The following is a 24,648-nucleotide window of genomic DNA, read 5'->3' as shown; positions in this document are numbered from 1 at the left end:
CGGAAGCATAAGCCTCACAACAGGAAACAGACCGGCGACGCCACTTTACGGAAGCACGTATCCGGAAACATACAATTAACGAATCAAATTCGTTAGATCTCTTGACCGTGGCGGAGCCCATCCCCATACTTAACGAATCACATTCATTAAGTGACTCGCATCACGCCACCAGGGGTCGGTTCAGCCACCCCCTTCAGGACATGGGGTTGCCCTAGTGCCGATCAACGCTTCGACGAATACGCAGTCCGACCGGGTTCCACTCACCGCCAACCGCGGTATTGCCGTCTTCAGTATCGGCGTCATGGGGTTCATCACCGCGAACCTCACCCCCCTGATGATCGTGGCAATGGTCGAGGACCTCGGTGTCACCGAATCCGCTGCCGGTGCCGTTCTGACCGCATCGCTGCTGGTCTGCGCCGTCACCTGCCTCGCCACCACCCGAATCGCCTCGGGCCGGCATCGCCATCTCCTCGGCCGCGTCAGCCTGATCGCGATGGCAGCCGCATTCGGCGTTGCGGCCATCGCACCGTCCACGACGATCGCATGCGCCGCGATCATCGTCGGCGGTATCGGCGCTGGTGGATCCGCATCCGTTGGCGGAGCGGCACTGGCCGCGCTCACGAACCCGGACCGGGCGTCAAGCATCAGCGGCCTCGTGAACCGTGTCGTCGTCACAGCCGTCCTCGCTCTCATACCCATCCTCGGCACACACATGACCAACGCATTCGGCATCGTCGCAGTCCTGGCACTGGCTACCGCAGCAACGGTCACCTGGTTGCCGTCGTCCCCGGTGAAAGAGTCGCCGGAGACGGCGAAGTCCGCCAATACGACCACAGCTCTCCCCGCCGGGGTCAGCGCGAAACGACTCACTTTTGCCGGAACCGCATTTCTCGCGATGCTTGCAGTCTGGGCGATCAGCGAGGACTCGTTGTGGGCAGTACTCGGCATCATGGGTTCCGAGCACGCCGGGCTCTCGGATCAACAAATGAGTCTCGCACTGAGCGCATCAACGGCGGGTGGTGTGCTCGCGGCTGTTACCTTGACCGCGTTGGGTTCTCGGGTCAGTCGGACAGTATCGATCTCCGTGCTACTGATACTCGGGGCAATTCTGAAGCTGTCTGCCGGCCTCACCACCGATCCCACGATCTACCTGGTAGTGATCATTGCTTGGAACACGATCTACGCGGCCACGTTCATCGTCCTGGTTGCCATCTCGGCCGCGCTCGACGCGGCCGGCCGATGGTCGGCGCCACTACTGGGCACCTACCTCATCGGCTCCGCGTTCGCGCCGCTGTTCGGAACTTCGGTGACGGCCGGCCTCGGGTATCCGACCTTCGGAGTCATCATCTCGGGGATCAGCTTCGTTCTACTGGTCCCGTTCGCCTTGGTTTCCCGACTCTCCGCACGTACCGAAGGTGCGTATCGTCACCACAGCGCCGCCATCACTACTACCGTCATCGCGTAAGGATCACGTAGAAGTCATGAATGACAGCATCACTCACTACCGCAACGGAAAGATCTTCACGGCTGCCGACGACGGATGGGCCGAGTCGATAGTCGTCGAGGACCACAAGCTCAGATTCGTGGGCGAAACCGTCTATGCCGATATCCTGGCTCCAGACGCCGAGGTGATCGATCTCGAAGGTGCCGTCGTGCTACCCGGTTTCGTCGACGCCCATACGCATTTGGTGATGATGGGATTCGCGCTGCAGAAGTTGGATCTGCGTGATGCCGCCGATCTCGCCGACATTCAGTCCAGCATCAAGCAATTCGCGGAATCGAACCCGGACGCACCACGACTGCTGGGTCGCAGTTGGTTGTTCTCCGCGCTGGATGGAGGGCACCCGACGCGAGAGATGATCGACGCCGTCGTACCCGATCGCCCGGTGTACCTCGACGCCAACGACGTACATTCGGTCTGGGTGAACACTGCAGCACTGCGAGAACTCGGCATCGACGCGGACACTCCCGATCCGATCGGCGGTCGTATCGGCCGGGATCCGGACACCGGAGAAGCCACCGGAATGCTGTACGAGACCGCCATGATGCTCTACGTCTGGCCGAAACTGGCGGAGCTCGCATCCGACGAAGACCGGGACGCCGCCCTCGCTCTCGCCTTCCGCCACTATCTCGAGGACGGAGTGACCGGTGCGGTCGACATGGCACTCGGCGCGGACGAATTAGCCTCGCTGGAAAGAGCATTGGACGCAGGAGACGGAACACTGCCGCTGCGTGTCGCGGCTCACTGGCTGATGACCCGCGAGGACAACGAGGCCGACAACGTCGGACAAGTTCACGACGTGATCGAACTCCACGAGCGCGTCCAAGGTCCGTGGCTCCGTATCGCCGGAATCAAGATCATCATCGACGGTGTGATCGACAGCTGCACTGCCGCAATGAAAGAGCCGTACTCGGACGGCACCAACGCCGAGCCCATCTGGGATCTCGAGTCCTTGATCCCCGTCGTGACAGCCGCTGACGCCGCAGGCCTGCAGATCGCGATGCACGCGATCGGCGACGAGGCGTCGGAGATCGGTTTGACGGCACTCGAGTACGCGATCGCCGCCAACGGAGACATTCCCCGCAGGCACCGAATGGAACACTTGGAGTCCATCACCCGGGACAACGTCGAAAGGCTTGCCCGCCTGGGAATCATCGCCTCGATGCAACCGGTTCACGCTGACCCTGCAATCCAGGAGAACTGGCAGGCGATGCTCGGCGACTACCGGGTGAATCGCGCGTACCCCTGGCCTGAATTCACCGAGGCCGGAGCGGTTCTGGCCTTGGGTTCGGACGCTCCGACCGCTCCCCACCCGCCGCTGCCGAACATGTTCACAGCCACCACCCGTCGATCCGCAATCGATCCGTCGCTGGCACCCAATCTGCCGAAGTACGCTCTACCTCTCGCGGATGCGCTGGCTCACGCAACTCGCGACGCTGCTTACTCGTGCCGGTGGGAACATGTGACCGGCCAGCTGGTTCGGGGTAAAGCAGCCGATTTTGTCGTACTGAAACAAGATCCGTTCACCGAAGGGGTCGATTCTCTCCTGACCACAGAGATTGCGATGACCGTCGTTGCTGGATCCGTGCGATACGACGCGGCCGGGGCCAAGAGCACCGAAGCACGGAACACCGAGTCCGATAGCTGATCGTTACCGGTTGTTCGATAACGCACGCATGCGGCCCGGCGACAGAACGAAGGAGGGACTTGAACACGTGAACCCATACACTCTGGAGGACGCATGCGCAGGAAAGCTCCGATTTCGGCCGCCGTCGCAGCCGCTGCACTGGTGACGGCCACTGCCCTGACGGTCGCCGGTTGTGGGTCGACCGAAGGAACACCTGAAGCGGCGGCGAGTTCCACGGCAGCCAGTTCAACGGCGTCGGCGACATCGACGGCAAACGAAACCGAGACGACGGTAGCGAGCTCTCCCCCGCCACAATCGAACACCCGCACAAATGCATCCACGACGGCGACTACGACAGCAATCCCCGCTTCGGGTCCCTGTCTCGACGTCGGCTCCTCGCTCGTCACCGACGCCATCGGCACGCTGGGCACCGACATCAACGGGGGCAATTGGATACCGAGATCCGCGAGCGAAGAACAGATCGGGAATTGTCCTGACCTGCTCTGGGTTTCGGTGGACGGCGACGGCGTCGGCGATGCGACTTACCAGTCACACGTCCTGTTCTTCCACGACGGAACATACCTGGGCACGGCTACCAGTGAGCCGTACTCGTACACACACGTCATCGACAGCAACAAGGATTCGGTATCCGTCCAATACCGTTGGCTGCTGGACGACGATGCATTCTGCTGTCCCCAAGGCGGACCGAACATAGTGAACTTCACGTGGAACGGCAGCGCCGTGGTTGCCGACGGCCAGTTCCCGCCCTCCTGAACCTGCCTGGGTCCGAGTATGCCCTGAATGCAACTGTGCCCCAGCGACGACGGTCACTGGGGCACAGTCTTGTTCGATCTACTCGCCGGCGCTCCTACTCACCGACACCGAGTTCGCGCAGGCGAGTCTTGTACAGCTCGATGTTGCCGAGCTTGATGTCTTCGTAACCGCGAACCACGTCCGGCAGTGCCGCGATCTCGACGGCGCGATCGTATCCGTCGGTTGCGAGCGTACGAGAGAGGTCAGCGATCATGGCCTCGTACTCGGCGAGCAGTTCACGCTCGACCTTGCGGACGTGCATGTAGCCGAAGGGGTCGAGCTTGGTACCGCGAAGCTTCTTACCCTTGGCCAGAACCTTCAGTGCAACATGCGACTTGGGTCCGAGACCGATCTTCTTCTTGCGGCCCATCACTCGAAGGATCGGCGGGTGGAGCTTGTAGGTCAGGTTCTCCCCGGCCGGCACCTGAGACTTGACGTCCTCGAGGAATGCGGGGTCGACCAGCATACGAGCAACTTCGTACTCGTCCTTGTACGCGGTGAACTTGAACAGGCCGCGGGCAACAGCCTCGCTGAAATCGGTCCGCTCGGTTGCGGCACGTTCGGCGGTCCAGACTGCCTGAACCTGATCGATGTAACGCTGGGCGATCTTGACGGACTGGAACTCGATGAGCTGCGCCGCACGCAGTTCCACCAGTCGCAGGGTTTCACCGGTGAAGGTGGTTCCGGCGAACATGTGAGCCGGTGCGACAACGGGTTCGCGGACGGACTTGGCCGGCGTGGTGACGGCCGAGAACGCTGCGGTGTCGGCAATTGCTGCACGACCCCAACGGAATGCCGCGATGTTCGCGTCCACGGCAACGCCGTTGATGCCGATCGCTTCTTCGATGGCCTCTGCCGGCAGACGAAGTCCGCCGCTCTGGTAGGCCGCACCGATCAGCAGGAAGTTGGCTGCTGCGGTGTTACCGAACAACTCCTGTGCCGCGGCGAGTGCGTCGAACGAACGCAGGGTGCGCGACACCTTGTCGAGACGGGCGAGGAGTGACGTCTCCTCGGGGTAGCGAACAGCCTTGTCGTAGACCATGTCTCCGGTCGGCGTCTGAGACGTCGAGGCGATGGAGACCGTCTTCTCGGCGTTGCCGTAGTCGAGGTTCTTGTTGTCCGTCGCGGTCAGCAGGTCGAAGGCGACGATGCAATCCGCGCTGCCCGGAGTGAGGCGGTTGGACGGCTCGAGCGCGCTGGAGCTGAAACGCAGGTGCGAGACAACCGGTCCGGCCTTCTGGCTCAGTCCGATCTGGTCAAGGCTCTCCACCTCGAGGCCGGCGCGCAGTGCAGCCGTTGCGAGCACCTGGTTGACGGTCACGATGCCGGTGCCGCCGATGCCCGCGAGGAAAACGTTCTGCGTGCTGGTGAGCGGTCCGAAATCGGGGTCTGCGACGACGGGCGGGACGGGACGTGCGGCCTTCGGAGCCTTCTTGCCCGGTACCAATTCGACGGTCACGAACGACGGGCAATCGCCGTCCATGCAGGTGTAATCGGTGTTGCAGGACGTCTGGTCGATCTTCGTCTTGCGGCCGTACTCGGTGTCCACGGGCTGGACCGAGAGGCAGTTCGACTTCACACCGCAGTCACCGCAGCCTTCGCACACTGCCTCGTTGATGACGACGCGAGTGTTGCGAGTGGGCAGCGTGCCACGCTTGCGCTGGCGACGAGCGTCGGCCGCACAGTGCTGGTCGTAGATCAACACTGTGACGCCCTTGATCTCGCGAAGCTCCTTCTGGGCCTCGTCGAGGCGATCGCGGTGCCAGAGCTTGGTGCCCTTGGCCAGAGCGCGCTTGTTGTGACGCGAAGGCTCGTCGGCGCAGATGATGATCTGCTTGACGCCCTCGGTGGTCAGCTTGTGGCTGAGCTGAGCAACGGAGAGGGCACCTTCCGCGTCCTGTGCACCGGTCATCGCTACTACTTCGTTGTAGAGCAACTTGTAGGTGATGTTCACGCCTGCGGCGATGCATGCCTGGACAGCCAACTGACCGGAGTGGAAGAAGGTGCCGTCGCCGATGTTCTGGAACAGGTGAGGCACGTCGGTGAACGGTGCCTGCCCGATCCACTGGCTGCCCTCGCCGCCCATTTGCGTCAGGCCGGTGACAGCGCTGTCCTCACGGCCGGACATGGTGACGAGTGTGTGGCAACCGATTCCGCCGCCGCCGATGGAACCCTCGGGAATAGCGGTGGAACGGTTGTGGGGGCACCCGCTGCAGAAGTACGCGGTTCGCTTGGCGGAGAGCACGTTGAGCGACAGCGGGGCCGGGAGGGTGCGCTTGAGTTCGACGTGCGGCTTCAGTACGCGGCGCAACGGGGCGAGCAGCCGGCCTGCGGTCAGTTCACCACTGGCAGGCATGAGCAGACGGCCCTGGCCGTCACGCTTGCCGATGATGCGAGGGGCATCGTCGGTGCCGTACAGGACTTCCCGGATCTGAGCTTCGATGAACGCGGTCTTGTCCTCGACCACGACGATCTGCTCGAGACCTTCGGCGAACTCCTTGATCTTCTCGCCCACGACGGGGTAGCACATTCCGATGCGAAGGAGACGGATCCCGGCGCGGTGCAGCGCGGCATCATCGACGCCGAGGTCTGCCAGAGCTTGTCGGACGGAGTCGAAAGTTGTACCGGTGGCGGCGATACCGATCTTCGCACCGGAGGGGTTGACCTCGATCACATCGAGGTTGTTGGCAGTTCCGTACGCGTGCACAAGATCCCATCGCGGGCCGTACAGATCGGCCTCGGCGATGACACTGTCCGGCGGCGCGGCCATCTGACGCTGCTTGTAGACGAAGGGCTTGCCCTCGAACTGCACTTCCGGAACCACGATGTCGAAGTCCGCGATGCTGCCGTCGATCGTCCAGGCACCGTCTGCGACGTCGGCGACGATCTTCAGCGCTACGACGCAACCGGAGACACGCGAGAGAGCAACGGCGTGCATACCCATCGTGATGATCTCTTCGGCATTGCGTGGGAAGAGAACCGGCACGCCCATCGCGGCAAGCGAGCGCTCGCTGACGGCCGGAACCGTGGAGGACTTCGACGCGGGGTCGTCGCCCACCAGGAGGACGACGCCGCCCTTGGGGTTCACGCCGTACATGTTGGCGTGGCGAATGGTGTCGGTAGCGCGGTCGACGCCGGGGCCCTTGCCGTACCAGACGCCGGTCACGCCGTCGTGGGTCGCGGTTCCGGCAGGGAGATCCGTCTGGCTTCCCCATACCGCCGTGGCGGCGAGCTCCTCGTTGAAGCCAGGGATGAAGGTGATGTCGTGCTCGGCGAGAACCTTGGGCATGCCGTGAAGCATCTTGTCGACGCCACCGAGGGGGCTGCCCTGGTAACCGGAGACGAAGGTGGCAATACGCTTACCTGCCCGAATGTCGCGAACGTGCTGCTCGACGAAGCCGCGTGCAATTGCCTGAACACCGGTCAGCAACACCGGTCCCGATCCCGACCGGTACCGATCATCGAGGTCATAGGGCTTGGCCTGGGCTACGCCCGACACCAGTTCAGTCATCGTGGACCACCGTTCCGTCTGCAGTGCATTTCAACTACCGTGCATTTTCAACAACCGCGTAACTCGATCTGTTCAGATGATCGTGGTCGAGGTATGTGAAAGCGTCAACAGAGGCTTGTTCAACTATTCAAATTGACAATTTGTGAGCCAAATCACGTGACCTAGGTCATCGAATCAATCAGTTGGAGACCCGTTCGTGGCGATACGGCGAAACGGACATAAAACGTTCCCGACAATGCACACCGAGAACTTTCTTGACATTGACGCAACGTCAACTTGCATGCTGAATGAGCACAACCGATCCGAGAGTAGGAACTCCACGTGAGCGAATGGTCCATCCAAGAACTCGCCAAATCCGCAGGTACCACCAGCAGAACGCTGCGTCACTACGGCGATTTGGGACTCCTGGAACCGAGTCGCATCGGCGCCAACGGCTACCGCTTCTACGACGAAGACGCCCTGGTGCGACTGCAACGCATCCTTCTACTTCGGGAACTCGGACTCGGATTGCCGGCCATCGCCGAAGTCCTCACCGGCGAACGCGATACGGCCGCCGCACTGCGTACGCACCTCGAACTCCTCGAGCAAGAGCGCACGCGGATCTCGAGACAGATCGAATCGGTCAACAGGACCTTGAACAAGACGAAGAATGGTGAATCACTCATGCCGGAAGATGTTTTCGACGGGTTCGACCACACCCGATACAAGGACGAGGTCATCGAGCGTTGGGGCAAGGACGCCTACACCAGCGGCGACAACTGGTGGCGGTCGATGTCGGAGCAGGACCGTAAAGCTCATCTGCAATCTCAAGCCGACATCGCAGCGGCATTCGGAAAAGCACTGACAGCGGGGCTGTCCGCGGAAAGCGACGACGTCCAGACGATTACCCGAAGACAGTTCGAGTGGATAAAGATCGGTTGGCAGGGAAGGACTCCCAGCGCCGACGCCTTCACCGGGCTCGGCCAGATGTACGTCGACGATCCCCGCTTCACTGCAAACTACGACAAGTACGGAGAAGGCACTGCTTCGCTGGTCCGTGACGCGATGAAGGTCTACGCCGAGCGCAATCTGCACTGACGTCGATCAGTCCTGCCCACTGCCGAGGAGGTTGTGTCGGTGCGCTGCCGCGACAGCCTCTTCCCGGGAATGCGCACCGAGTTTGCGATACAAGGCTCGGAGGTGACTCTTCAGCGTGTTGTTGGATACGAACAACCGCCGCGCGATCTCACCGATCGGAATGCCGAGACCCAGTTCCACGAGAACGTCCATCTCCCGTTTCGTCAATTGGACCCGAACGATGGCCGCCGGATACATCTGCGCCGCTTCGGATTCGAGAAAGGTCGCGACGGCACTGCTCGAGCCCTCGGCCCGATCTTCGAGTTGCCTGATCAGATCACGCGGTATCGTCGCCAGGGCCGACAGGACACCGGAGGTTTCGAGCAGTCTGCGAGCTTCCTCCCATGTACTCGCGGCAGCGGGGATCCTGCCCAGTTCACACAGAGCAGCGCATTCGATCAGCAGGGATTCGAGCCGAAACCTCGTGAGATACTGCCCGCTCCAGTCGATTTCGCGGCACAATTCCAATGCCTGGGACGGCGACCCGGTCAGGAGATGCGCCCGCGCCACGGAGACCGTGACAACTGCAAACGTATGTGGCGCAGCGACTGATTCTTCCAGCGCCTTGGTACCCTCCCCGGACGCCAACAGAAGATCGATACGTGCCGCGGTGAGAAGCGCGTCACCGAGCGATCGTTCACACGGATTCACGTGCCCGTGCGTTGCCACTGCGCGCTGGAGGGAAATCAGCCCCCAGAACGGGTCCGATTGCAGCAGTGCAAATCTGGTGTAAGTGTAGGCCGCGAACGCCCACAGGTCGCCCGGCGGTGTGACCTCGGCGAGTGCGTCCATCGCGGCAGCTCCGGCGTGCAGGTCCACGCTGTCGCACGCCACCAGTGCCCGCGCGATCGCTCCCCCCATGTGCGAGGGCGGTCCCAACCATCCCGAAACGTCCGGGTGTGTGCTTTCCAGGTGCAGCCAGTCCGTCGCGTGCGCGACGTCCCCGATCAGCGCGGAGTTGAGCGCGGCATTGCCTGCGGCGTGACGCAGGACGAACTCCGGACCATGTTGCACCGCACCTTGATAGGCGAGTCGCAATTCCACCGCGGCATCACCGAGGTCACCGGTCAATTGATGCGAGACCCCCCAGATCAGCCGCAGGGCGGGCAGTTGAGACCCCAACGCGCCCAACGACTCGTCGCCGAGTCCGTACACGACGTGCGCCAATTTGCGCGTGATCTCGGTAGAGCGTTGGTACTTACCGGATGTTCTCAGCACCACCGATTGGACAGTTCCGACGTTCAACAAGCTGTGCGCATGCGGACTACCACCTATCGCACGCAATTCCGCCGGTTCCGTCGGTAATGAATCGCCGTTGATCAACTGCGGCCGCAGACGTGATTCGAGCAGGTCACGACCCACCAGAATCGAAGGGTTCGAACTGAGTACGTCATCGGGTATGGATTGCAACGCAGTCCGGACCAATCCGGTGTGATCGACCAGAAGATCAGCCCAGTGGCGCTCGAGTATGTCGAGCACCCTGGTCCACTTGCGTCCGTCCAAGGCGTAGTGAACGGCACCGGCTATATCCGAAGTCCCGAGAGCGTGATCGACGAGTACCTGGAAGGGATCTTCGAATCCATCCCCTTGTTCGGCCCGTATCTGTATGAATGCCAGTCGAACTGACGGCGCGAAGTACCAGGACGGTTCTCCCTCGAAACCATTCCGGAAGATCAGACCGAAAGACTCGAGCAAGTCCAGTTTGCCCTCCACGTCAAGATCGTCGGACAAGACACGAGCGATCTCTGGTGTCACCGTGCGGGCAGCGGCGATCGTAGTCGCGAAGTCGAACAACTCGAGCGACTTGCCCGACCGAGGAGCGGTCCGACTGACGTACGCGTGGATCGCCTGGTCCACTCGCTGCTGAACGCGTTCGCGTCCACGGCTCGGTTCACTCAGCCCCGCAACCGCACTCAGAGCAACCTTCATCAGCACGGGAACGCCGGCAACGCGTTCACAGATCGAATGGACGATGCCCGAGGGAAGGTGGATCCCTGCCTCCGCGAACAGAACGGTGGACTCGTCGAGTGTGTATCTGAGGTCGTTCGCGCACAGGTACTCGTCCACGCGGACGTCTTCGAGCAAGTCCGTCGCAGACCGATCCTGCAGCGTGACGACTACTTTCAATCCGGGAAGCCGCACGATCAGATCCACGATTCGGCGTCCCACCTCGTCACCCTCAACCAGGTCGATGCGGTTGAACACCAACACGAATGGTGCGGGCGACGAGTCGAGGAGTGATTCGATCGCGCCCACTGGATCCTCGCGCATTCGTGGCGGGGCCTCGAGTGATTCCAGCGAATCCTGAATTACTGCGAGCGCGGTGTTCCAGTACTCGAGGGGGGTCATCCGATGCGATGGCGCCGGCACCCAGACAACCGGTCTGCTCGGCACCTGCCCGAGAGTCGTGAGCCACAACGCGGCGAGTTCCGTCTTGCCGAACCCAAGCGGCGAATCGATGACAGTCAATCCCGCCGAGCGTTCCATCAATCCGAGGAGGCGGGGACGAATCGCCGTGGCTCCACGCCCGGCAAGCCGCCTTTGCAGCGTGCCCCTTCCTCGAGGATTTCGCTTTGCTCGAGATAGCTGCGATCGATTCGAAGTGGACCTCATGATGGCCGACGAACGAGCAGTCGATCCCCGCCGAACTCGAGATTTCGTTCGAGCATCGAACTCCCAACCTGTCCACCCATAACGAACAACATAGACAGCTTCGCCGCGACACGCGAGCACTGGCCGTCTCACAAATACGCCCGATTTGTCTCATTATGTGGGCTCGGTCACTATTGACGTCTATTTGCGGGAGAGTGACTGCGACCTGCGGGATCTGACATATCATGCCCGCGTGTCGATGAAATCCGCCCGCATCCGCGTGTCGACCCGATCGGTCGATCCTGCGGACGCCGACGACTTCTGGCGCAGTGTCACACGTCCGTTCTTCGTCACCGACCGAATTGACCCTGACACATCTCTCGAAGGCTCGATCACAGCGCTTTCCATCGGAACCTCGTTGATCGGTCAAACTACCTTCAACACACAGAAGTACACCCGAAACAATCGGCTGATCGCCGAGAGCGGACTCGACGATGAATACATGGTCCAGGTCGTCCTCGACGGGCAGTTGAGCGGCAACGCCGACGGAGTCGATTTCGTCGCACGTCCAGGCGATGTCACATTCTTCGACCTCGGGCGTACCTGGACCGCCGACGCGGAGGCGGAATCGACAGGGCGCACCATCACGCTCCTCGCACCGCGTTCCCTCGTCGAGGCCGAGTCGAAGGGTCGTTCTCTACACGGGACGGTACTGCGCGGAGTTCCTGCCGTCTTGCTCGCTCAGTGCATGCAATCGGTCGTACTCGCGCTACCGCATCTCGATCCCGATGCTGCGGCCGGCTACGAGGACGTCGTCGCGTCCCTCCTTCGTGTCAGTTTGGGTATCGCCGAACCTGATCTGTCGCCGCGGCCCGATCACTCTCTCCGCGATCGTGCGCACGCCCACATCGCCGAGCATCTCTCGGAGACCTGGCTCGGCCCGACGAGCATGTGCGCAGCATTGTCCGTCTCCCGGGCACAGCTCTATCGCGCATTCGCATCCGACGGCGGAATAGCTCTTGTCATTCGGCGGAAGCGTCTCGAACTCGTCTACCGCGAATTGACCAGAACCGAGATGCCGAACGAAACGATCGAAGCGTTGGCCCTGCGATGCGGCTTCACCTCGAAATCCCAGTTGGCGCGAGCGTTCAAGGACTTCTACGGGATGACCCCGAGCCAAGCCCGAACCGACGGCAGACGCACGATCGGGGACCCGTCGATCGCACGCCTGCACCGCCGACTCGAGTTCTTCAGCCCCTGAATCCGAGATACTCCACAGCCTCGGGAGCGTGCCTGTGTTCTAGTTGATCCATGAGCTGGGTCGACAAGGAACTGAGTCTGGCTGCGCTCACAGGTGCGGTCACAGGTGTCGCCGTGATGATCCCGATAGTCGGCGATGGAGCCTGGTCCTGGGTAGGACTGTTCATACCCGCCTTCATCGGAGCGCTGGCAGGGCTGATTGTCGGCTCGAGCGCTGTTGCAGGTGGGCGCTGCGCCCTGAGAACAAGCCACACATGGCCGGCGCGCACAGTCTGCTGCTGGAAGCATCGGTTCGCTGCGTGCTCTGCCTTGGCGGTGACATTGCTGGTAATCGGAGTGTCCATGGCGGCTGTCGTCGCTACTGGTGACCCGGTGCGAGATTCCGCAGGGTTCCCGATGTCCTTGATCGTACTGGCGGTCATCGCCGCAGTTACGTACGTGTTCTCCTACCTGCTCGCCCCCGCCCAGGTCTCCCAGACGCCGTAAGAACCTCTATTTCATCGCAATTCATCACTCGAACCGCGGAAGCGACGACTGAACTATCCGCACCCGGCAACGAGCTCAGATCACTTCAGCTGGAAATGAACCGGAGAACAAACTGCTCGATGCCTTCCGATATGACCTTGGTCAGCGCGGTGAAGTCGTTCGACCAGCGTTGAATATCCAAGCTGCTCATCACTTTCCTCCGTTCTTCGTCCCGCTGCCCGTGACGCACAACGTAAGCGGGACATTGGGGCGCATTGGAACTATCTGCGAGAACGCGGTTTCCGTTACCAATTGACCGATCGAACAGCGACGCAGGTTCATTCGAACCTGATACTGCAACTTCGCCGAACGGTTGCAACAACGCCGAGCAGAGTTCGAGCGAAAAGCACTATCCACCAGAAGTATTAGCTCGAAAGAACTACGATTAACTCGATTCCTGGACGCACCACACCAGACGCGCCGACTTGCGATAAGGGCGAGCTGACAGGCAACAACCGGGACAAAGCCATCCGACGATCATGCACGAAATACGGCCACGCCGCTCGAGGAATAATTCGAAGTCTTCCAAGGGATCGGCTCTGCTCACTCACTTCGCTGATTTCGCCTGGCGACGATGGCGAAGTTCAACGGTATCCGCGGAGAGTGGCTCGGCAGAGTCCATCCGTTGGCGCATGGAACGAGTTCGGGGAAGGCCGGCCAGTCCATATAGGGAAGTTCCGAAACTGATTCGATATGAAGACCCGCATCCAGCAAGGAACCAACGACCTCGCCTAGGTCGTGGCGCCATTCGTGGTTGGCAGTGTGCGCTATCTGCCCATCGGAGGTCCCGGTGTAAGTCGCCGAGTCTTCGTACGATCGCATGCCGCCTCCGGAGAGGTAGTCGTCGGTGATCATCCACGGCTCGAACGCCATTGCGCCGAGGATCGGATGATCGTCCCGGATCTGAAACACCCCACCAGGCTCGAGGAGGTCGTGGATCGACTGAGCCCAAGCGGTGAGTTCCGGCAACCAGACGATTGTTCCGGCACTGGTGACGATCGCGTCGAAACGTCGGTCGATCAGCGTCGAGGCGAATCGCGCATCACCTTCCACCCAGGTGATCTCGCGGTTGTCTGCCTTTGCGATACGAGCAGCGTGGTGCAGAGAGTTGGGTGACAGATCAAGCCCGTGTACGTCGATCGCACCAAGACGCGCCCAGGAGATCGTGTCGATCCCGATGTGGCACTGCAAATGCAGGAGCGAGTGACCTTGCACTCCTGACTGTGGCAGATGCGGGGCCAGAATCGACAAGTCGTTCTGCACAACTGTGGAAATGGTCGCTCTGTTGGCGAGAAACCCGCCGACGTCATACATTTCGGAGCGCACATGCACATCGGCGCGATCGTCCCAATTTGCCTTATTTCCGGCGATGGCTTCGGCCTCGTGCTTCGCTGCTGCCCCTTGCATGACTACCCCTCCGAGATCGGCCTGAACTGCCTTTCTAACACGTCTGTAGTCGTGTTCGCCGTCGTGTCTTCGAGGACACTTTCGTCTACCGGATCAGAAGGTAACTTCTTCGACCGGTTTCTCCTCGTGGCTCGCCGCGCCGAAGACGGCCACGGCGACGGCACCCGCGATTGCCCCGACGAAGCCGACGACGGCAAGCCATTCCAGGCCCGGTCTCGACGCGTCGCCGAGCACCACGACGCCAACGATTCCCGGAACCACCGTCTCGCCGACAACCAGAGCCGCTGTCGCTCCGTTGACGGATCCCAGTTGCAGCGCCACCGTATGCAGATAGAAGCCGCCCAGGCCCGAGACGAGGATCGCCCAGCCTGCCGGATCGCGGAGCATGGTGCCGATTTCGAACGGATCGATTCCGTAGACCACGCGTACGGCAATGGCCAGACAGCCGAACAGCACACCCGAGATCAACCCGGCGACAACTGCTGCGCGTGAGCCCAACCATCGGATCAAACCGATGCCGATCAGCAAGATCAACGCCGAGCCCACGAGGACACCCCAATGGACGACGTCGTTGGAACTCCCACCGCCCGCGTGACCTGACGACAATCCGAGCAGCAGGAGCGATCCGATCACCGCAGCGATCGCGAACCAGTCGCGACGATGCAACTGGATGCCGAGGACCACGGTCCCCAGCACTGCCGTGATGACGAGATTGGCACTGACCACTGTCTGCGACAAGAACAGTGGAATGAGCCTCGCGGAGATGGCACTTCCGGCGAATCCGACCGCATCGAGCACGGTGCCCAGGATGAACGACGCCGTCAGCGCGGCCGCGAACGTCGAACGCAAGGTCGGGCCACCCGACGCCGTCACGTGTCCGGCCTCGCCACGCTGCTCGGCGGCAGCTGCCGACTTGCGCGCGCCGTAGGCTTGCAGCACGGATGCAACGCCGTACCCGACGCATGCCACGATCGCGGCAATCAGTCCGATCAGCATCGAAATTCCACACGAAGTTCCTGGGCAATGGTCATAGAGATAGACCCTGCCCTATTTCCCCAGGCCTGACATCACCCTCAGGTATTCGAACAAGTGCTACCCGAGAAGTACACCGACCGACCCTGACCGGTACCTGGGGACACCCCGACCCCTAGTGGAATTGCTTGAGAGCCCTGATCTTGTTCATGACGTCGAGCGCCGCCACCTTGTACGCCTCGGACAGTGTCGGATAGTTGAAGACGGCGTCGACAAGGTATTCGACGGTCCCGCCGCACCCCATCACCGCCTGGCCGATATGCACGAGATCCGTTGCACCCGAGCCGAAGATATGAACACCGAGCAGTTTCAGGTCATCCGTCGACACCAGGATCTTGAGCATCCCGTAGGTGTCGCCTGCGATCTGCCCGCGTGCGAGTTCGCGGTATCGGGAAACCCCGACCTCGTACGGCACCGATTCCTTGGTCAAATCGACCTCGGTGGCGCCCACGTACGACACCTCGGGAATCGAGTAGATGCCGATCGGCTGCAGATCCATCAGCTTCGCGCCTGGTTCGTCGAAGGCATGATAGGCCGCGAGTCGACCTTGATCCATCGACGTCGCCGCCAACGCCGGGAATCCGATGACGTCACCGACGGCGTAGATGTGTTCGACCTTGGTGCGGAAATTGTCGTCGACGTAGATACGGCCACGTTCGTCGGCTTCGAGCCCGGCGTTCTCCAGCGCGAGTGGCGCCGTGAGGCCTTGCCGTCCAGCCGAGTACATCACGGTCTCGGCTGGAATCTGCTTGCCGCTGCGCAGCGTCGTGAGCGTTCCGTTCGCTCCGACGTCGACGGCCGTCACTTCTTCACCGAATCGGAAAGTGACCGCCAGATCGCGTAGATGGAATCGAAGCGATTCGATGACCTCGGGGTCGCAGAAGTCCAGCATCGACGTCCTCTTCTCGACGACGGTGACCTTGGTGCCGAGTGCCGCGAACATCGATGCGTACTCGATACCGATCACTCCCGCGCCCACGACGACCATGGTGGTCGGGATGGAGGTCAGATCGAGGATTCCGTCGGAGTCGAGCACCCGGTGACTGTCGAAGGACACCCCCGCCGGGCGAGCAGGCAACGTTCCGGTCGCGATCACGACGAACTTCGCCGTGATCGTCATCTTGTCTCCGCGCGAGGCGTCCTCGACGAGGATGGTGTGCTCGTCGACGAACGAGCCGACCCCTATCAACAATTCGACGCGGTTGCGCAGGAGCTGAGATCGAACGACTTCGATTTCTTTGGTGATGACATGCTGGGTTCGCGCCAGCAGGTCGGCCGGAGTGATGTTCTCCTTGACGCGGTAACTCGCGCCGTACAGTTCGCGTTGGTTCATCCCGGTGAGGTAGAGAACCGCCTCACGCAACGTCTTCGACGGAATGGTGCCGGTGTTGACGCACACTCCCCCGAGCATGTTGCCCTTCTCGACCATCGCTACCCGTTTACCCAGCTTGGCCGCCGCGATGGCAGCCTTCTGCCCACCCGGGCCGGAGCCGATCACAACCAGGTCGTATTCCATCGGATCAGTCATCGCTTAGAAATACCGTCTGCATACGACCGGCAGATGCCGAGCATGTCAATACTCGGTGAACAATCCGCGCGCCGAAACGACACGACGGCAGTACACGAACCCTGTTGCAATTAAAAGAGATACAGCCGAATCCATACGAAACTTGCTACACATAAACATATTCCGACGTTCGCATGCGCACATGCTTCGTCGCCGGCGGAATTCACAACGGTCTGTTGAAATTTGTTTCACCACAGAGTGATTGATCGATCAACTGACAGGTGACCAGGGCCGTAAACCGGATGTCCAGTATTCGAATTGTCCGAAATAACGAGCGGAATGTTCCTCGTCACATCCCGCACCGAAGCAGTTGCGCGGAGCCTCGGGCCGCGTTCTACTTGCCTTGACTAATCATCTGTCACTCTCGGTTACAAACATCCGCCCCGTTCACGATCCCCACCTTTCGCCATCTCGAGAGATCAGGTTTCCCAATGGAATTCACGGAACTTGCCGACTATCCCCTACCTCCAGGGACCGTCACCGAGTGGACTCCCGCCGCGGTGAATCCGCCCGAGCTGTGGCCTGTCGACCAGCGTCCCGCCAGCTACATACACGAGGCACACTTGAAACATGCCCAGCAGGCGAAACGGCAGGTGCACCATCAGACCGACGTGTGCACTCCGTCGTGGCTGGGTACCTCGTTTCGCATCCACGACCGACTCGACCGAAGGACCTGGGCGGCCGCTCTCGATCACTGGATCGATCGCCACGAAGTGCTCCGAACACACGTCGCCGTGGAGGGCGAAACGATAGTCCGACGCACCGCGGCGTCTGGAGACGTCCGGATTCTGGGCACCGAGGTCGGACACCTTGCGTCCTCGATGTCTGTCTTCACGCATCTGCAGCAACTGCTCGACCGATCGACCGATCCACTTGTCTGGCCTGCGTATCAGTTCGCGACGATCGAAGGCCCCAACCACTTCACCGTGGTTTTTGCCGCTGATCATGCTCTGCTGGACGGATATTCGGTGGCGTTGACCGCGCACGAACTGCAGACGATCTACCGATCGTTGAGCGAGGGAAGCCCTCCCTCGCCGCCGGAGACCGGAAGCTACATCGACTTCGGCACCAAGGAACGAGATCTCGTGGGACACGCGGACCGCTCTCACCCGGCAGTGCAGACGTGGCGCGAGTTCTACGCGCAGGGCGAGGCTCCGTACTTTCCAGCGCTACCCGAACCGGTCACCGGACGCCGAGTCCCTCAGCAGAGCCTGTCTGCCTGGCTTCTGAGCGCCCGGGGAGCCGAACGCCTGGCAGAAGCGAGCAAGCGCAGCAACCAAGGATTCCTGGCCGCGATACTCGCGTGCGCGGCCAAGGTGACCGGCGATCTCACCGGTGCAGACGAATTCCGCGTCGTCGTGCCGCAACACACCCGTTCGGAGCTTCGATGGGCCGCGTCGCTGGGATGGTTCATCGGTGTTGTGCCGGTGAGGATTCCGATTGCCCCCGCCGCAACCGTGAGCGATCTGGCCAAGGTTGCCGGCACGGAGATACGGCGCGTCCGCCCCGCCGCGGCACTGCCGTATTCGAAAGTGTGCGAGCTGATCGACTCCCCGCAGCACCTGCCGTTCGTGCTCTCGTACATGGACGTTCGTCACGTTCCTGGTGCCGAGCAATGGACGAGCTGGCAGACCAGGGGCCTTCGTAGTCGAGATCATTCGGGAACCGACGTCTACATCTGGCTCACGCGGACTCCCGAAGGGCTCAATCTGGCCATACGCCACCCGGGCAACGCGCGCACGAGCCGCCACATCCATCAGTTCGCGGGACTCCTACGCCGCGAAATGGAGGACTTTGCCTTCTCGACCGACACTTTCGCACCTCCGACCAACACCGCCGTACCGATCAATACCGCTGTACCGATCGAGGAGAACTCTCATGGAAATGACACCCATCGATCTCTGGGCACCGAAAGCCGGGACGCTCACCGAGTTCAGGCCTACTGAACAATCCCTGGCGGCGGCATCCGGGGCACCACGGAGCGACCAACCGCTCTCGTTCCTACAGGAAGGACACATTCGTACCGCCGATCACAAGCGCGCACAAGGCGTCGACTGGTCACCGTGGATCGGATTCACGTTCACTCTGCCCGGTGATCTCGATCGGGAGGCACTGCGTCGGGCGGTCCAGGCGTTTGTCCTGCGGCACAACACACTGCACAGTTGGTTCGAGGTGAGATCATCCGAAGATCCCGACGGTAGCGGGGTCATCGACCGTCACGTGGTGGATGCGTCGACGATCGAACTCACGCCGCACAGCGTCGGTTCTCTGAACACGACAGATGCGGTTCGCGAGCATGTGAGCCGAAGTTTCGCCGGCGATACCAGCCCATTGCAATGGCCCTCGTTCATCAGTGGCGTCGTCGAGCACGGCGCCGGCTTCACCGTCTACTACGGCGTCGATCACTCGCACACCGACGGCCTGTCGTTGATGCTGGGCGTCGAAGAACTTCGTGCGCTGTACATCGCCGAAAGCGCCGGCATCGAGGCTCAACTTCCCTCTCCCGGCAGCTACGTCGAGTACAGCGGCGAGGAACGGACATCCGCGGGGAACCTCGACCTGGCCGCGGCGCCTGTGCAGCAGTGGATTTCGATTCTCGCCGCCAACGCCGGCCAACTCCCGACGTTCCCCCTCGACCTCGGTGTCGCGCGGGGCGAACAGGCCCGGTCGACCCGCACACACATCGACGTTCTCGACAGCGACGAGTCAGCCGCGTTCGCAGCGCTGTGCAAGTCCAATGGCGTCGGCTTCTCCACGGGGATCTTCGCAGCCCTCGCCCTCACCGAGATCGAAGTTGCGGATCGAGCGAACTACTTCGCGCTCAACGCAGTCGGCACTCGCTCCGATCCGAGATACCTCTATTCCCAAGGCTGGTTCATCAATCTCGTCCCGGTCTCGTTCACGCTGAGCGGTGTCACGAACTTTACCGATGCACTCCCCCTTGCCCACGCTGCTCGCGCTGCGGTGAAGGGAGTCGCGGACGTGTCCATTCACTCGGTGATCGCCCAGGTGTCGAAGTTGACCGGATCCGACATCGGTGGAACCTCGGTCCCGCCGATGGTGTCGTACATCGACATGCGCCTGATTCCAGGTGCCGAGCACCATGACGAACTCGAGGCGCGGGCACTGGGTGGGCCAGGAACGACGGGTGATCTGTCGATGTGGATCAACCGGAAGGAAGACCGTACGTACGTGATGGTCAGTTTTCCGGACACCGAGCAGGCGCACACATCGGTGAATCGGTACCTACGACACCTTCGCAACGTCCTGAGAACGGTCGCTGATACCGGCGACTACCGTGTCGTGCGTCAGGCGGATGCACGTCAGGAAGTGGAGACCGCCTGATGCACATCACGTTTCTCGACAGGTTCGAGGCACGGCCGGGCCGCATTCTGCAGTGGACGCCGAGCGAAATCTCCACCGGAACGACGTATCCGGTTCCCCCGACCTCCAATCAGCAGCTGCATCTTGCCGGCAGCCGCGGCGATACGACTTGGCTCGCTGCTACTTTCGACGTTCCCGGCCCCATCGACACGGACGCACTCAAGGCCAGCTTCGAGGAATGGACGTCCCGTCACGACGCCCTGTCGTGCTCGTTCTCCCAGGCCGAAGAATCGGGTGAATCCTCGGCACTGTTCGTCGACGTCGCCGACGTCGGCGATCTGCGCCTGCGTGAGGAAACAGTGGCTGACGCGAGAACACCGGAGCAGGTGCGAGAACTCTTGGGCGAGCGCTTGGATCGATGGTGCAATCCTTTCGCGTTTCCCGCGTACTTTCTCGGTGCCATCACCCGCGAGGACCAGTCGACAGTGATCTGCGGGTTCGACCATGCCATCTGCGACGGCTGGTCCATGAGCATCGCAATTACCGAGATCAGCACTCTGTATCGCGAATACACGCGGGCGGACCGTGATCCGATCGCGTCTGATCTCCTTCCGGAGCCCGGGAGTTTCCTCAACTACTGCTTCCGGGAATCGGCAACCGCGGATCCAGAGCCCGGCGACCACCGGATTGCGGGTTGGCGGTCCTTCCTCCGAGCATGCGGGGGTGACACTCCCCATTTTCCCGTAGATCTGGGACTGCCCGCCGGGGCGATGTCGCCCCAGGGCACAGACACCCGAATGCTCCTCGACGCCGACGAAGCCGAGCTGTTCGACCAGAACTGCGCCGATCATCGGCACTCGTCGTTCGGTGCAATTCTTGCGTCGATCGGTTTGGCCACAACACAATTGACCGGCAAGAGGGACACGCACCTACTGTTCCCTGTTCACACGCGTCGGGAACCGCGACACAACCACACCTTCGGATGGCTGGTAGCCAATGCGCCCATCACCGTGACGAGCATGGACAATCTTCACAGCACTGCCCGGGCAGTCAATCTCGCTTTCCACGAGTCACTTTCACTGTCGTCCGTCTCGTCGAGGCAGGTGTTGCGGAGCTTGGGGCCCGAGGTTTCGCCCACTCGCAGAGACATCTTCTCGGTGTCCTACGCCGACTACCGAACCATGCCCGGTGGATCTCGCCCCCGTAAATCAAAGTCCAGCGAATCACAGCCTGCGCCGATCAATCCGCAGCAACTCAGTCGCGTCTCGAACGCCGACGACGTTCAGTTCTGGTTCTCACGAACTCACGACGGATTGGCAGTGCGGACCAGGTTTCCTGCGCCCGCTGCCCGGACAGTGCACACCTTCCTCTCGCATGTCTCCGAGATCCTGTCGACGCCGTAGACGAACGGCCGCCTATCCGTAGATCTATTTGACACTTCTTTGTTGTGCACAACTTAACTGTGCGCTACAGTTGTTCTCGTGACCAACCCACTCGCTCTCGAACGCCAGGTCTGCTTCGCCCTCTATTCGGCGTCGCGGGCCACGACGGCCGCGTACCGGGCGATGCTCGACGACCTGGGAATCACGTATCCCCAGTACCTCGTCCTGTTGACACTCTGGGAACGAGACGGCCGCGGGGTGCGTGAGATCTGTGAGGCACTCGATCTCGATACCGGAACTCTGTCGCCGCTGCTCAAGAGGCTCGAGGGTCTGGGATTCATCGAGCGCCGACGCCTCACCACCGACGAGCGTCGCGTCGAGATTCACCTGACCGAGGCGGGTTCCACCCTGCGCAGCAAGGCCGAGGACATCCCAGCCAAACTCGCAGGTGCCACTGGTCTGAGCACCGACGAACTCACCGAACTTCGAGACGTTCTCACTCGTCTCGGCGAGTCGCTCCAAGCATCCAATGCCCACTCCGACGGAAAGAAGAAGTCATGAACATCGTCTACACCGCAGAAGCACTTGCCACCGGCGAAGGCCGCAACGGTCACGCTCGCACCTCGGACGGACGCCTCGATCTCGGCCTCGCCATTCCCAAGGAAATGGGTGGCAGCGGCGAAGGCACCAACCCCGAGCAGCTCTTTGCCGCCGGATACGCAGCATGCTTCCACTCCGCTCTGCAGATGGTCGCCCGTGCCGAGAAGGCCAACGTGGCTGATTCCGCAGTCGGCGCGCGGGTCGGCATCGGCCCCAACGGTGCAGGAGGCTTCGGACTCGCTGTGACGCTGGAGGTTTCACTCCCCCATCTACCTCATGATCAGGCCGTCGAGCTGACGGAGAAGGCACACCAGGTGTGCCCGTACTCCAATGCAACTCGCGGCAACATCGAGGTCACCCTCGAAGTAAGTAAGGACGACGAATGAGCACTACCACTGTCAGCCGGGAAATCCGTCTCGCTTCACGCCCGAACGGTTGGCCCACGTCGGAGAACTTCGCCACCGCCGAAGTAGAACTCCCCGAACTCGAAGACGGCCAGATCCTGGTCCGCAACATCGCCATCTCCGTCGACCCGTACATGCGCGGCCGAATGAACGACGTGAAGTCCTACCTTCCGCCGTTCCAGGTCGGTGCGCCGCTCGACGGTGGTGCCATCGGCGAGGTCGTCGAATCCAAGTCGGCTGATCGCGCCGTGGGCGACGTTGTCGTCCACGGCCTCGGATGGCGTGAATACGCCATCCTCGACGGATCCGCAGTGACTCCGGCCGACACGTCCATCGCGCCGGCGACGGCCTACCTGGGTGCCCTCGGCATGACTGGCCTCACCGCGTATGCCGGCCTCACCGCGGTTGCGGAGTTCAAGGAAGGCGATACCGTATTCGTCTCCGGCGCAGCAGGTGCCGTCGGATCGCTCGTCGGTCAGATCGCCAAGTTGCTCGGAGCGAAGCGAGTAATCGGTAGCGCCGGTTCACCGGCGAAGGTTGCCCGACTTCTCGAACTCGGATTCGATGCGGCATTCGACTATCACGACGGCCCGATCACCGAACTACTCGCCGCTGCCGCCCCTGACGGCATCGACGTGTACTTCGACAACGTCGGTGGCGAGCATCTCGAAGCCGCCATCGATGCCATGAACCAGGGTGGCCGGATTGCCCTGTGCGGAGCCATCGCTCAGTACAACACCACCGAGAAGCCCACCGCTCCCCACAACCTGGCACTGGTGATCGGCAAGCAGCTCACACTGCGCGGATTCCTCGTGGGCGGCTACCGTCACCTCGGTGGCGAATTCCGCACCCACATGGCAGGGTGGCTCGCCGACAACAAGATTCAGTGGGACGAGACCATCGTCGAAGGCCTGGAGAATGCACCGCAAGCGTTCATCGACCTGATGCGCGGCGCGAACACCGGCAAGATGGTTGTCACGCTGTAACCCGAACAACATCTAGCTCGAACGGATATGAAGGTGGCCGCGAACTTCTCGAAGTTCGCGGCCACCTTCATATCTGAATCAAATCCCGAACGAGACTCCGGTCAACTTCTCCGACAGTGTCCACAAACCCGAGGCTGTATTCGTATCGTGTGATTTCTTGTTCGACCCCACGACCTTCGGATACCCTCGCTGCTCGAACGGACCGTCCGGTCCGATGTAACTGCCGCCAAAGGCATCCGGCGCGGTTGCCGCCCACAGTTCGGGAAGGGCGCCCATCTCCGCGGACTGCGCGAAGATCGAATTGCCGATTCCCATCAGCTTGTCCTGGATCGACTCGGTGTGCCCCTGCAGGTTCGTCGACGCGTATCCCGGATGCGAAGCGAGCGCTTTGAGCGAAGATCCCGACGCCGCGAACCTGCGTTGAAGTTCGTACGTGAACAACAGATTGGCAAGCTTGGACTGCCCGTAGGCCAACCATCGGTTGTACTTCCGACGCTCGAAATTGAGATCGTCCAGATCGACAGTTCCGAGCTGATGCAGGGCACTGGACATCGTCACGACACGATCGGTGAGCTTGTCCTTCAGCAATCCGGTCAATGCGAAGTGTCCGAGATGGTTTGTGCCGATCTGCATTTCGAATCCGTCGACCGTCCGGCGGAACGGAACCGCCATCACGCCGGCGTTGTTCACCAGGACGTCGACCTTCTCCGTTGCGTCGGCGAAGGCTCGTACCGACGACAGATCCGAGAGGTCCAATTTGCGGACAACCGCGTTGGGCCCGATCTCGGCGGCTACGGCGTCGGCCTTCGTAGTGTCACGACAGGCGAGGACGACGTCGGCCCCGGCTTTGCCCAGCGCTCGTGCGACTACCTCACCCAGTCCGCTGTTCGCCCCCGTGACGACAAATGTGCGGCCGGTCTGATCGACTACGTCTTCTGCGGTCCATTTGGTCATGCTTTCCAGCGTACGTGCCTTACTCGCCGGTAGGGAGGGGTCGCCTT

At 61.5% G+C, this 24,648-nt stretch carries 18 protein-coding genes; 12 read left to right on the top strand and 6 right to left on the bottom strand.

Going from position 1 to position 24,648, the window contains the following annotated elements:
• Window positions 1-214: 214 nt before the first annotated feature.
• The 3 genes from ATN37_RS27695 to ATN37_RS27685 all read left to right on the top strand — a co-directional run bounded on the left by ATN37_RS27695 (window position 215) and on the right by ATN37_RS27685 (window position 3,902).
• Window positions 215-1,465: an MFS transporter gene (locus ATN37_RS27695; RefSeq protein WP_165639065.1), complete on the top strand. Its 1,251-nt coding sequence runs from the start codon at window positions 215-217 to the stop codon at window positions 1,463-1,465.
• Between the two features lie 16 nt (window positions 1,466-1,481).
• Entirely contained in the window at window positions 1,482-3,149 is a 1,668-nt protein-coding gene (locus ATN37_RS27690) for an amidohydrolase (RefSeq protein WP_165639064.1), read from the top strand.
• A 93-nt stretch (window positions 3,150-3,242) separates the two neighbouring features.
• Window positions 3,243-3,902, top strand: coding sequence for an LppP/LprE family lipoprotein (locus tag ATN37_RS27685; RefSeq protein WP_003940243.1), 660 nt, complete (start codon window positions 3,243-3,245; stop codon window positions 3,900-3,902).
• A gap of 94 nt (window positions 3,903-3,996) precedes the next feature.
• Here the strand turns inward: ATN37_RS27685 and ATN37_RS27680 are convergent, their stop codons facing one another.
• Window positions 3,997-7,452, bottom strand: a complete 3,456-nt coding sequence (locus ATN37_RS27680; RefSeq protein WP_165639063.1) for an indolepyruvate ferredoxin oxidoreductase family protein — start codon at window positions 7,450-7,452, stop codon at window positions 3,997-3,999.
• Window positions 7,453-7,773: 321 nt separating this feature from the next.
• Between ATN37_RS27680 and ATN37_RS27675 the strand changes: the two genes are divergently transcribed.
• Window positions 7,774-8,529, top strand: coding sequence for a MerR family transcriptional regulator (locus ATN37_RS27675; RefSeq protein ID WP_003940632.1), 756 nt, complete (start codon window positions 7,774-7,776; stop codon window positions 8,527-8,529).
• A gap of 6 nt (window positions 8,530-8,535) precedes the next feature.
• Here ATN37_RS27675 and ATN37_RS27670 read toward each other — a convergent pair whose 3' ends face one another.
• Window positions 8,536-11,055 (bottom strand): LuxR C-terminal-related transcriptional regulator, encoded by a 2,520-nt coding sequence (locus ATN37_RS27670; RefSeq protein ID WP_165639062.1) that lies wholly within the window; start codon window positions 11,053-11,055, stop codon window positions 8,536-8,538.
• 364 nt (window positions 11,056-11,419) lie between these two features.
• Between ATN37_RS27670 and ATN37_RS27665 the strand changes: the two genes are divergently transcribed.
• Window positions 11,420-12,421 (top strand): helix-turn-helix domain-containing protein, encoded by a 1,002-nt coding sequence (locus ATN37_RS27665; RefSeq protein ID WP_256933550.1) that lies wholly within the window; start codon window positions 11,420-11,422, stop codon window positions 12,419-12,421.
• A 50-nt stretch (window positions 12,422-12,471) separates the two neighbouring features.
• Window positions 12,472-12,906: a hypothetical protein gene (locus ATN37_RS27660; protein ID WP_165639060.1), complete on the top strand. Its 435-nt coding sequence runs from the start codon at window positions 12,472-12,474 to the stop codon at window positions 12,904-12,906.
• A 582-nt stretch (window positions 12,907-13,488) separates the two neighbouring features.
• Here ATN37_RS27660 and ATN37_RS27655 read toward each other — a convergent pair.
• The 3 genes from ATN37_RS27655 to sthA all read right to left on the bottom strand — a co-directional run bounded on the left by ATN37_RS27655 (window position 13,489) and on the right by sthA (window position 16,912).
• The gene (locus tag ATN37_RS27655; protein WP_165639059.1) at window positions 13,489-14,352 is read right to left on the bottom strand and encodes a bifunctional 2-polyprenyl-6-hydroxyphenol methylase/3-demethylubiquinol 3-O-methyltransferase UbiG; all 864 of its coding nucleotides are present in this window, start codon (window positions 14,350-14,352) and stop codon (window positions 13,489-13,491) included.
• 93 nt (window positions 14,353-14,445) lie between these two features.
• Window positions 14,446-15,348, bottom strand: a complete 903-nt coding sequence (locus ATN37_RS27650) for a hypothetical protein (protein ID WP_054188915.1) — start codon at window positions 15,346-15,348, stop codon at window positions 14,446-14,448.
• A 151-nt stretch (window positions 15,349-15,499) separates the two neighbouring features.
• Window positions 15,500-16,912 carry a Si-specific NAD(P)(+) transhydrogenase gene (gene sthA / locus ATN37_RS27645; RefSeq protein ID WP_050654762.1) on the bottom strand — a complete coding sequence of 471 codons (1,413 nt, stop codon included), beginning with the start codon at window positions 16,910-16,912 and terminating at the stop codon, window positions 15,500-15,502.
• A gap of 470 nt (window positions 16,913-17,382) precedes the next feature.
• On the opposite strand from sthA, the gene ATN37_RS27640 reads away from it, so the two are divergent.
• From ATN37_RS27640 to ATN37_RS27615, 6 genes are all read left to right on the top strand, one after another.
• Window positions 17,383-18,897 carry a condensation domain-containing protein gene (locus ATN37_RS27640; RefSeq protein WP_165639058.1) on the top strand — a complete coding sequence of 505 codons (1,515 nt, stop codon included), beginning with the start codon at window positions 17,383-17,385 and terminating at the stop codon, window positions 18,895-18,897.
• The gene (locus ATN37_RS27635) at window positions 18,830-20,296 is read left to right on the top strand and encodes a condensation domain-containing protein (RefSeq protein ID WP_165639057.1); all 1,467 of its coding nucleotides are present in this window, start codon (window positions 18,830-18,832) and stop codon (window positions 20,294-20,296) included. Before ATN37_RS27640 ends, ATN37_RS27635 begins: the two co-directional genes overlap by 68 nt.
• Window positions 20,296-21,678, top strand: a complete 1,383-nt coding sequence (locus ATN37_RS27630; protein ID WP_118603241.1) for a condensation domain-containing protein — start codon at window positions 20,296-20,298, stop codon at window positions 21,676-21,678. The genes ATN37_RS27635 and ATN37_RS27630 overlap by 1 nt, the downstream gene beginning before the upstream one ends.
• 78 nt (window positions 21,679-21,756) lie before the next feature.
• Window positions 21,757-22,218 carry a MarR family winged helix-turn-helix transcriptional regulator gene (locus tag ATN37_RS27625; protein WP_042451335.1) on the top strand — a complete coding sequence of 154 codons (462 nt, stop codon included), beginning with the start codon at window positions 21,757-21,759 and terminating at the stop codon, window positions 22,216-22,218.
• Complete coding sequence (locus ATN37_RS27620; protein WP_003939720.1) at window positions 22,215-22,643, top strand: organic hydroperoxide resistance protein; 429 nt, start codon at window positions 22,215-22,217, stop codon at window positions 22,641-22,643. The genes ATN37_RS27625 and ATN37_RS27620 overlap by 4 nt, the downstream gene beginning before the upstream one ends.
• Window positions 22,640-23,647, top strand: coding sequence for an NADP-dependent oxidoreductase (locus tag ATN37_RS27615; RefSeq protein ID WP_047271041.1), 1,008 nt, complete (start codon window positions 22,640-22,642; stop codon window positions 23,645-23,647). The genes ATN37_RS27620 and ATN37_RS27615 overlap by 4 nt, the downstream gene beginning before the upstream one ends.
• A 78-nt stretch (window positions 23,648-23,725) precedes the next feature.
• On the opposite strand, the gene ATN37_RS27610 is transcribed toward ATN37_RS27615, so the two are convergent.
• Window positions 23,726-24,601, bottom strand: coding sequence for an oxidoreductase (locus ATN37_RS27610; RefSeq protein WP_007733943.1), 876 nt, complete (start codon window positions 24,599-24,601; stop codon window positions 23,726-23,728).
• Window positions 24,602-24,648: the final 47 nt, after the last annotated feature.

The sequence above is a fragment of the Rhodococcus sp. MH15 genome (assembly GCF_019266045.1).
GTDB classification, from domain to species: domain Bacteria; phylum Actinomycetota; class Actinomycetes; order Mycobacteriales; family Mycobacteriaceae; genus Rhodococcus_F; species Rhodococcus_F qingshengii.
This window is presented reverse-complemented; position numbering and strand designations above follow the sequence as displayed.

Coding starts and splice junctions, on each gene's coding strand:
- ATN37_RS27690 (WP_165639064.1), top strand. CDS start 1,482: ATGAATGACAGCATCACTCACTACCGCAACGGAAAGATCTTCACGGCT.
- ATN37_RS27685 (WP_003940243.1), top strand. CDS start 3,243: ATGCGCAGGAAAGCTCCGATTTCGGCCGCCGTCGCAGCCGCTGCACTG.
- ATN37_RS27680 (WP_165639063.1), bottom strand. CDS start 7,452: ATGACTGAACTGGTGTCGGGCGTAGCCCAGGCCAAGCCCTATGACCTC.
- ATN37_RS27670 (WP_165639062.1), bottom strand. CDS start 11,055: ATGGAACGCTCGGCGGGATTGACTGTCATCGATTCGCCGCTTGGGTTC.
- ATN37_RS27665 (WP_256933550.1), top strand. CDS start 11,420: ATGAAATCCGCCCGCATCCGCGTGTCGACCCGATCGGTCGATCCTGCG.
- ATN37_RS27660 (WP_165639060.1), top strand. CDS start 12,472: ATGAGCTGGGTCGACAAGGAACTGAGTCTGGCTGCGCTCACAGGTGCG.
- ATN37_RS27655 (WP_165639059.1), bottom strand. CDS start 14,352: ATGCAAGGGGCAGCAGCGAAGCACGAGGCCGAAGCCATCGCCGGAAAT.
- ATN37_RS27650 (WP_054188915.1), bottom strand. CDS start 15,348: ATGCTGATCGGACTGATTGCCGCGATCGTGGCATGCGTCGGGTACGGC.
- sthA (WP_050654762.1), bottom strand. CDS start 16,912: ATGACTGATCCGATGGAATACGACCTGGTTGTGATCGGCTCCGGCCCG.
- ATN37_RS27640 (WP_165639058.1), top strand. CDS start 17,383: ATGGAATTCACGGAACTTGCCGACTATCCCCTACCTCCAGGGACCGTC.
- ATN37_RS27635 (WP_165639057.1), top strand. CDS start 18,830: ATGGAAATGACACCCATCGATCTCTGGGCACCGAAAGCCGGGACGCTC.
- ATN37_RS27630 (WP_118603241.1), top strand. CDS start 20,296: ATGCACATCACGTTTCTCGACAGGTTCGAGGCACGGCCGGGCCGCATT.
- ATN37_RS27620 (WP_003939720.1), top strand. CDS start 22,215: ATGAACATCGTCTACACCGCAGAAGCACTTGCCACCGGCGAAGGCCGC.
- ATN37_RS27615 (WP_047271041.1), top strand. CDS start 22,640: ATGAGCACTACCACTGTCAGCCGGGAAATCCGTCTCGCTTCACGCCCG.
- ATN37_RS27610 (WP_007733943.1), bottom strand. CDS start 24,601: ATGACCAAATGGACCGCAGAAGACGTAGTCGATCAGACCGGCCGCACA.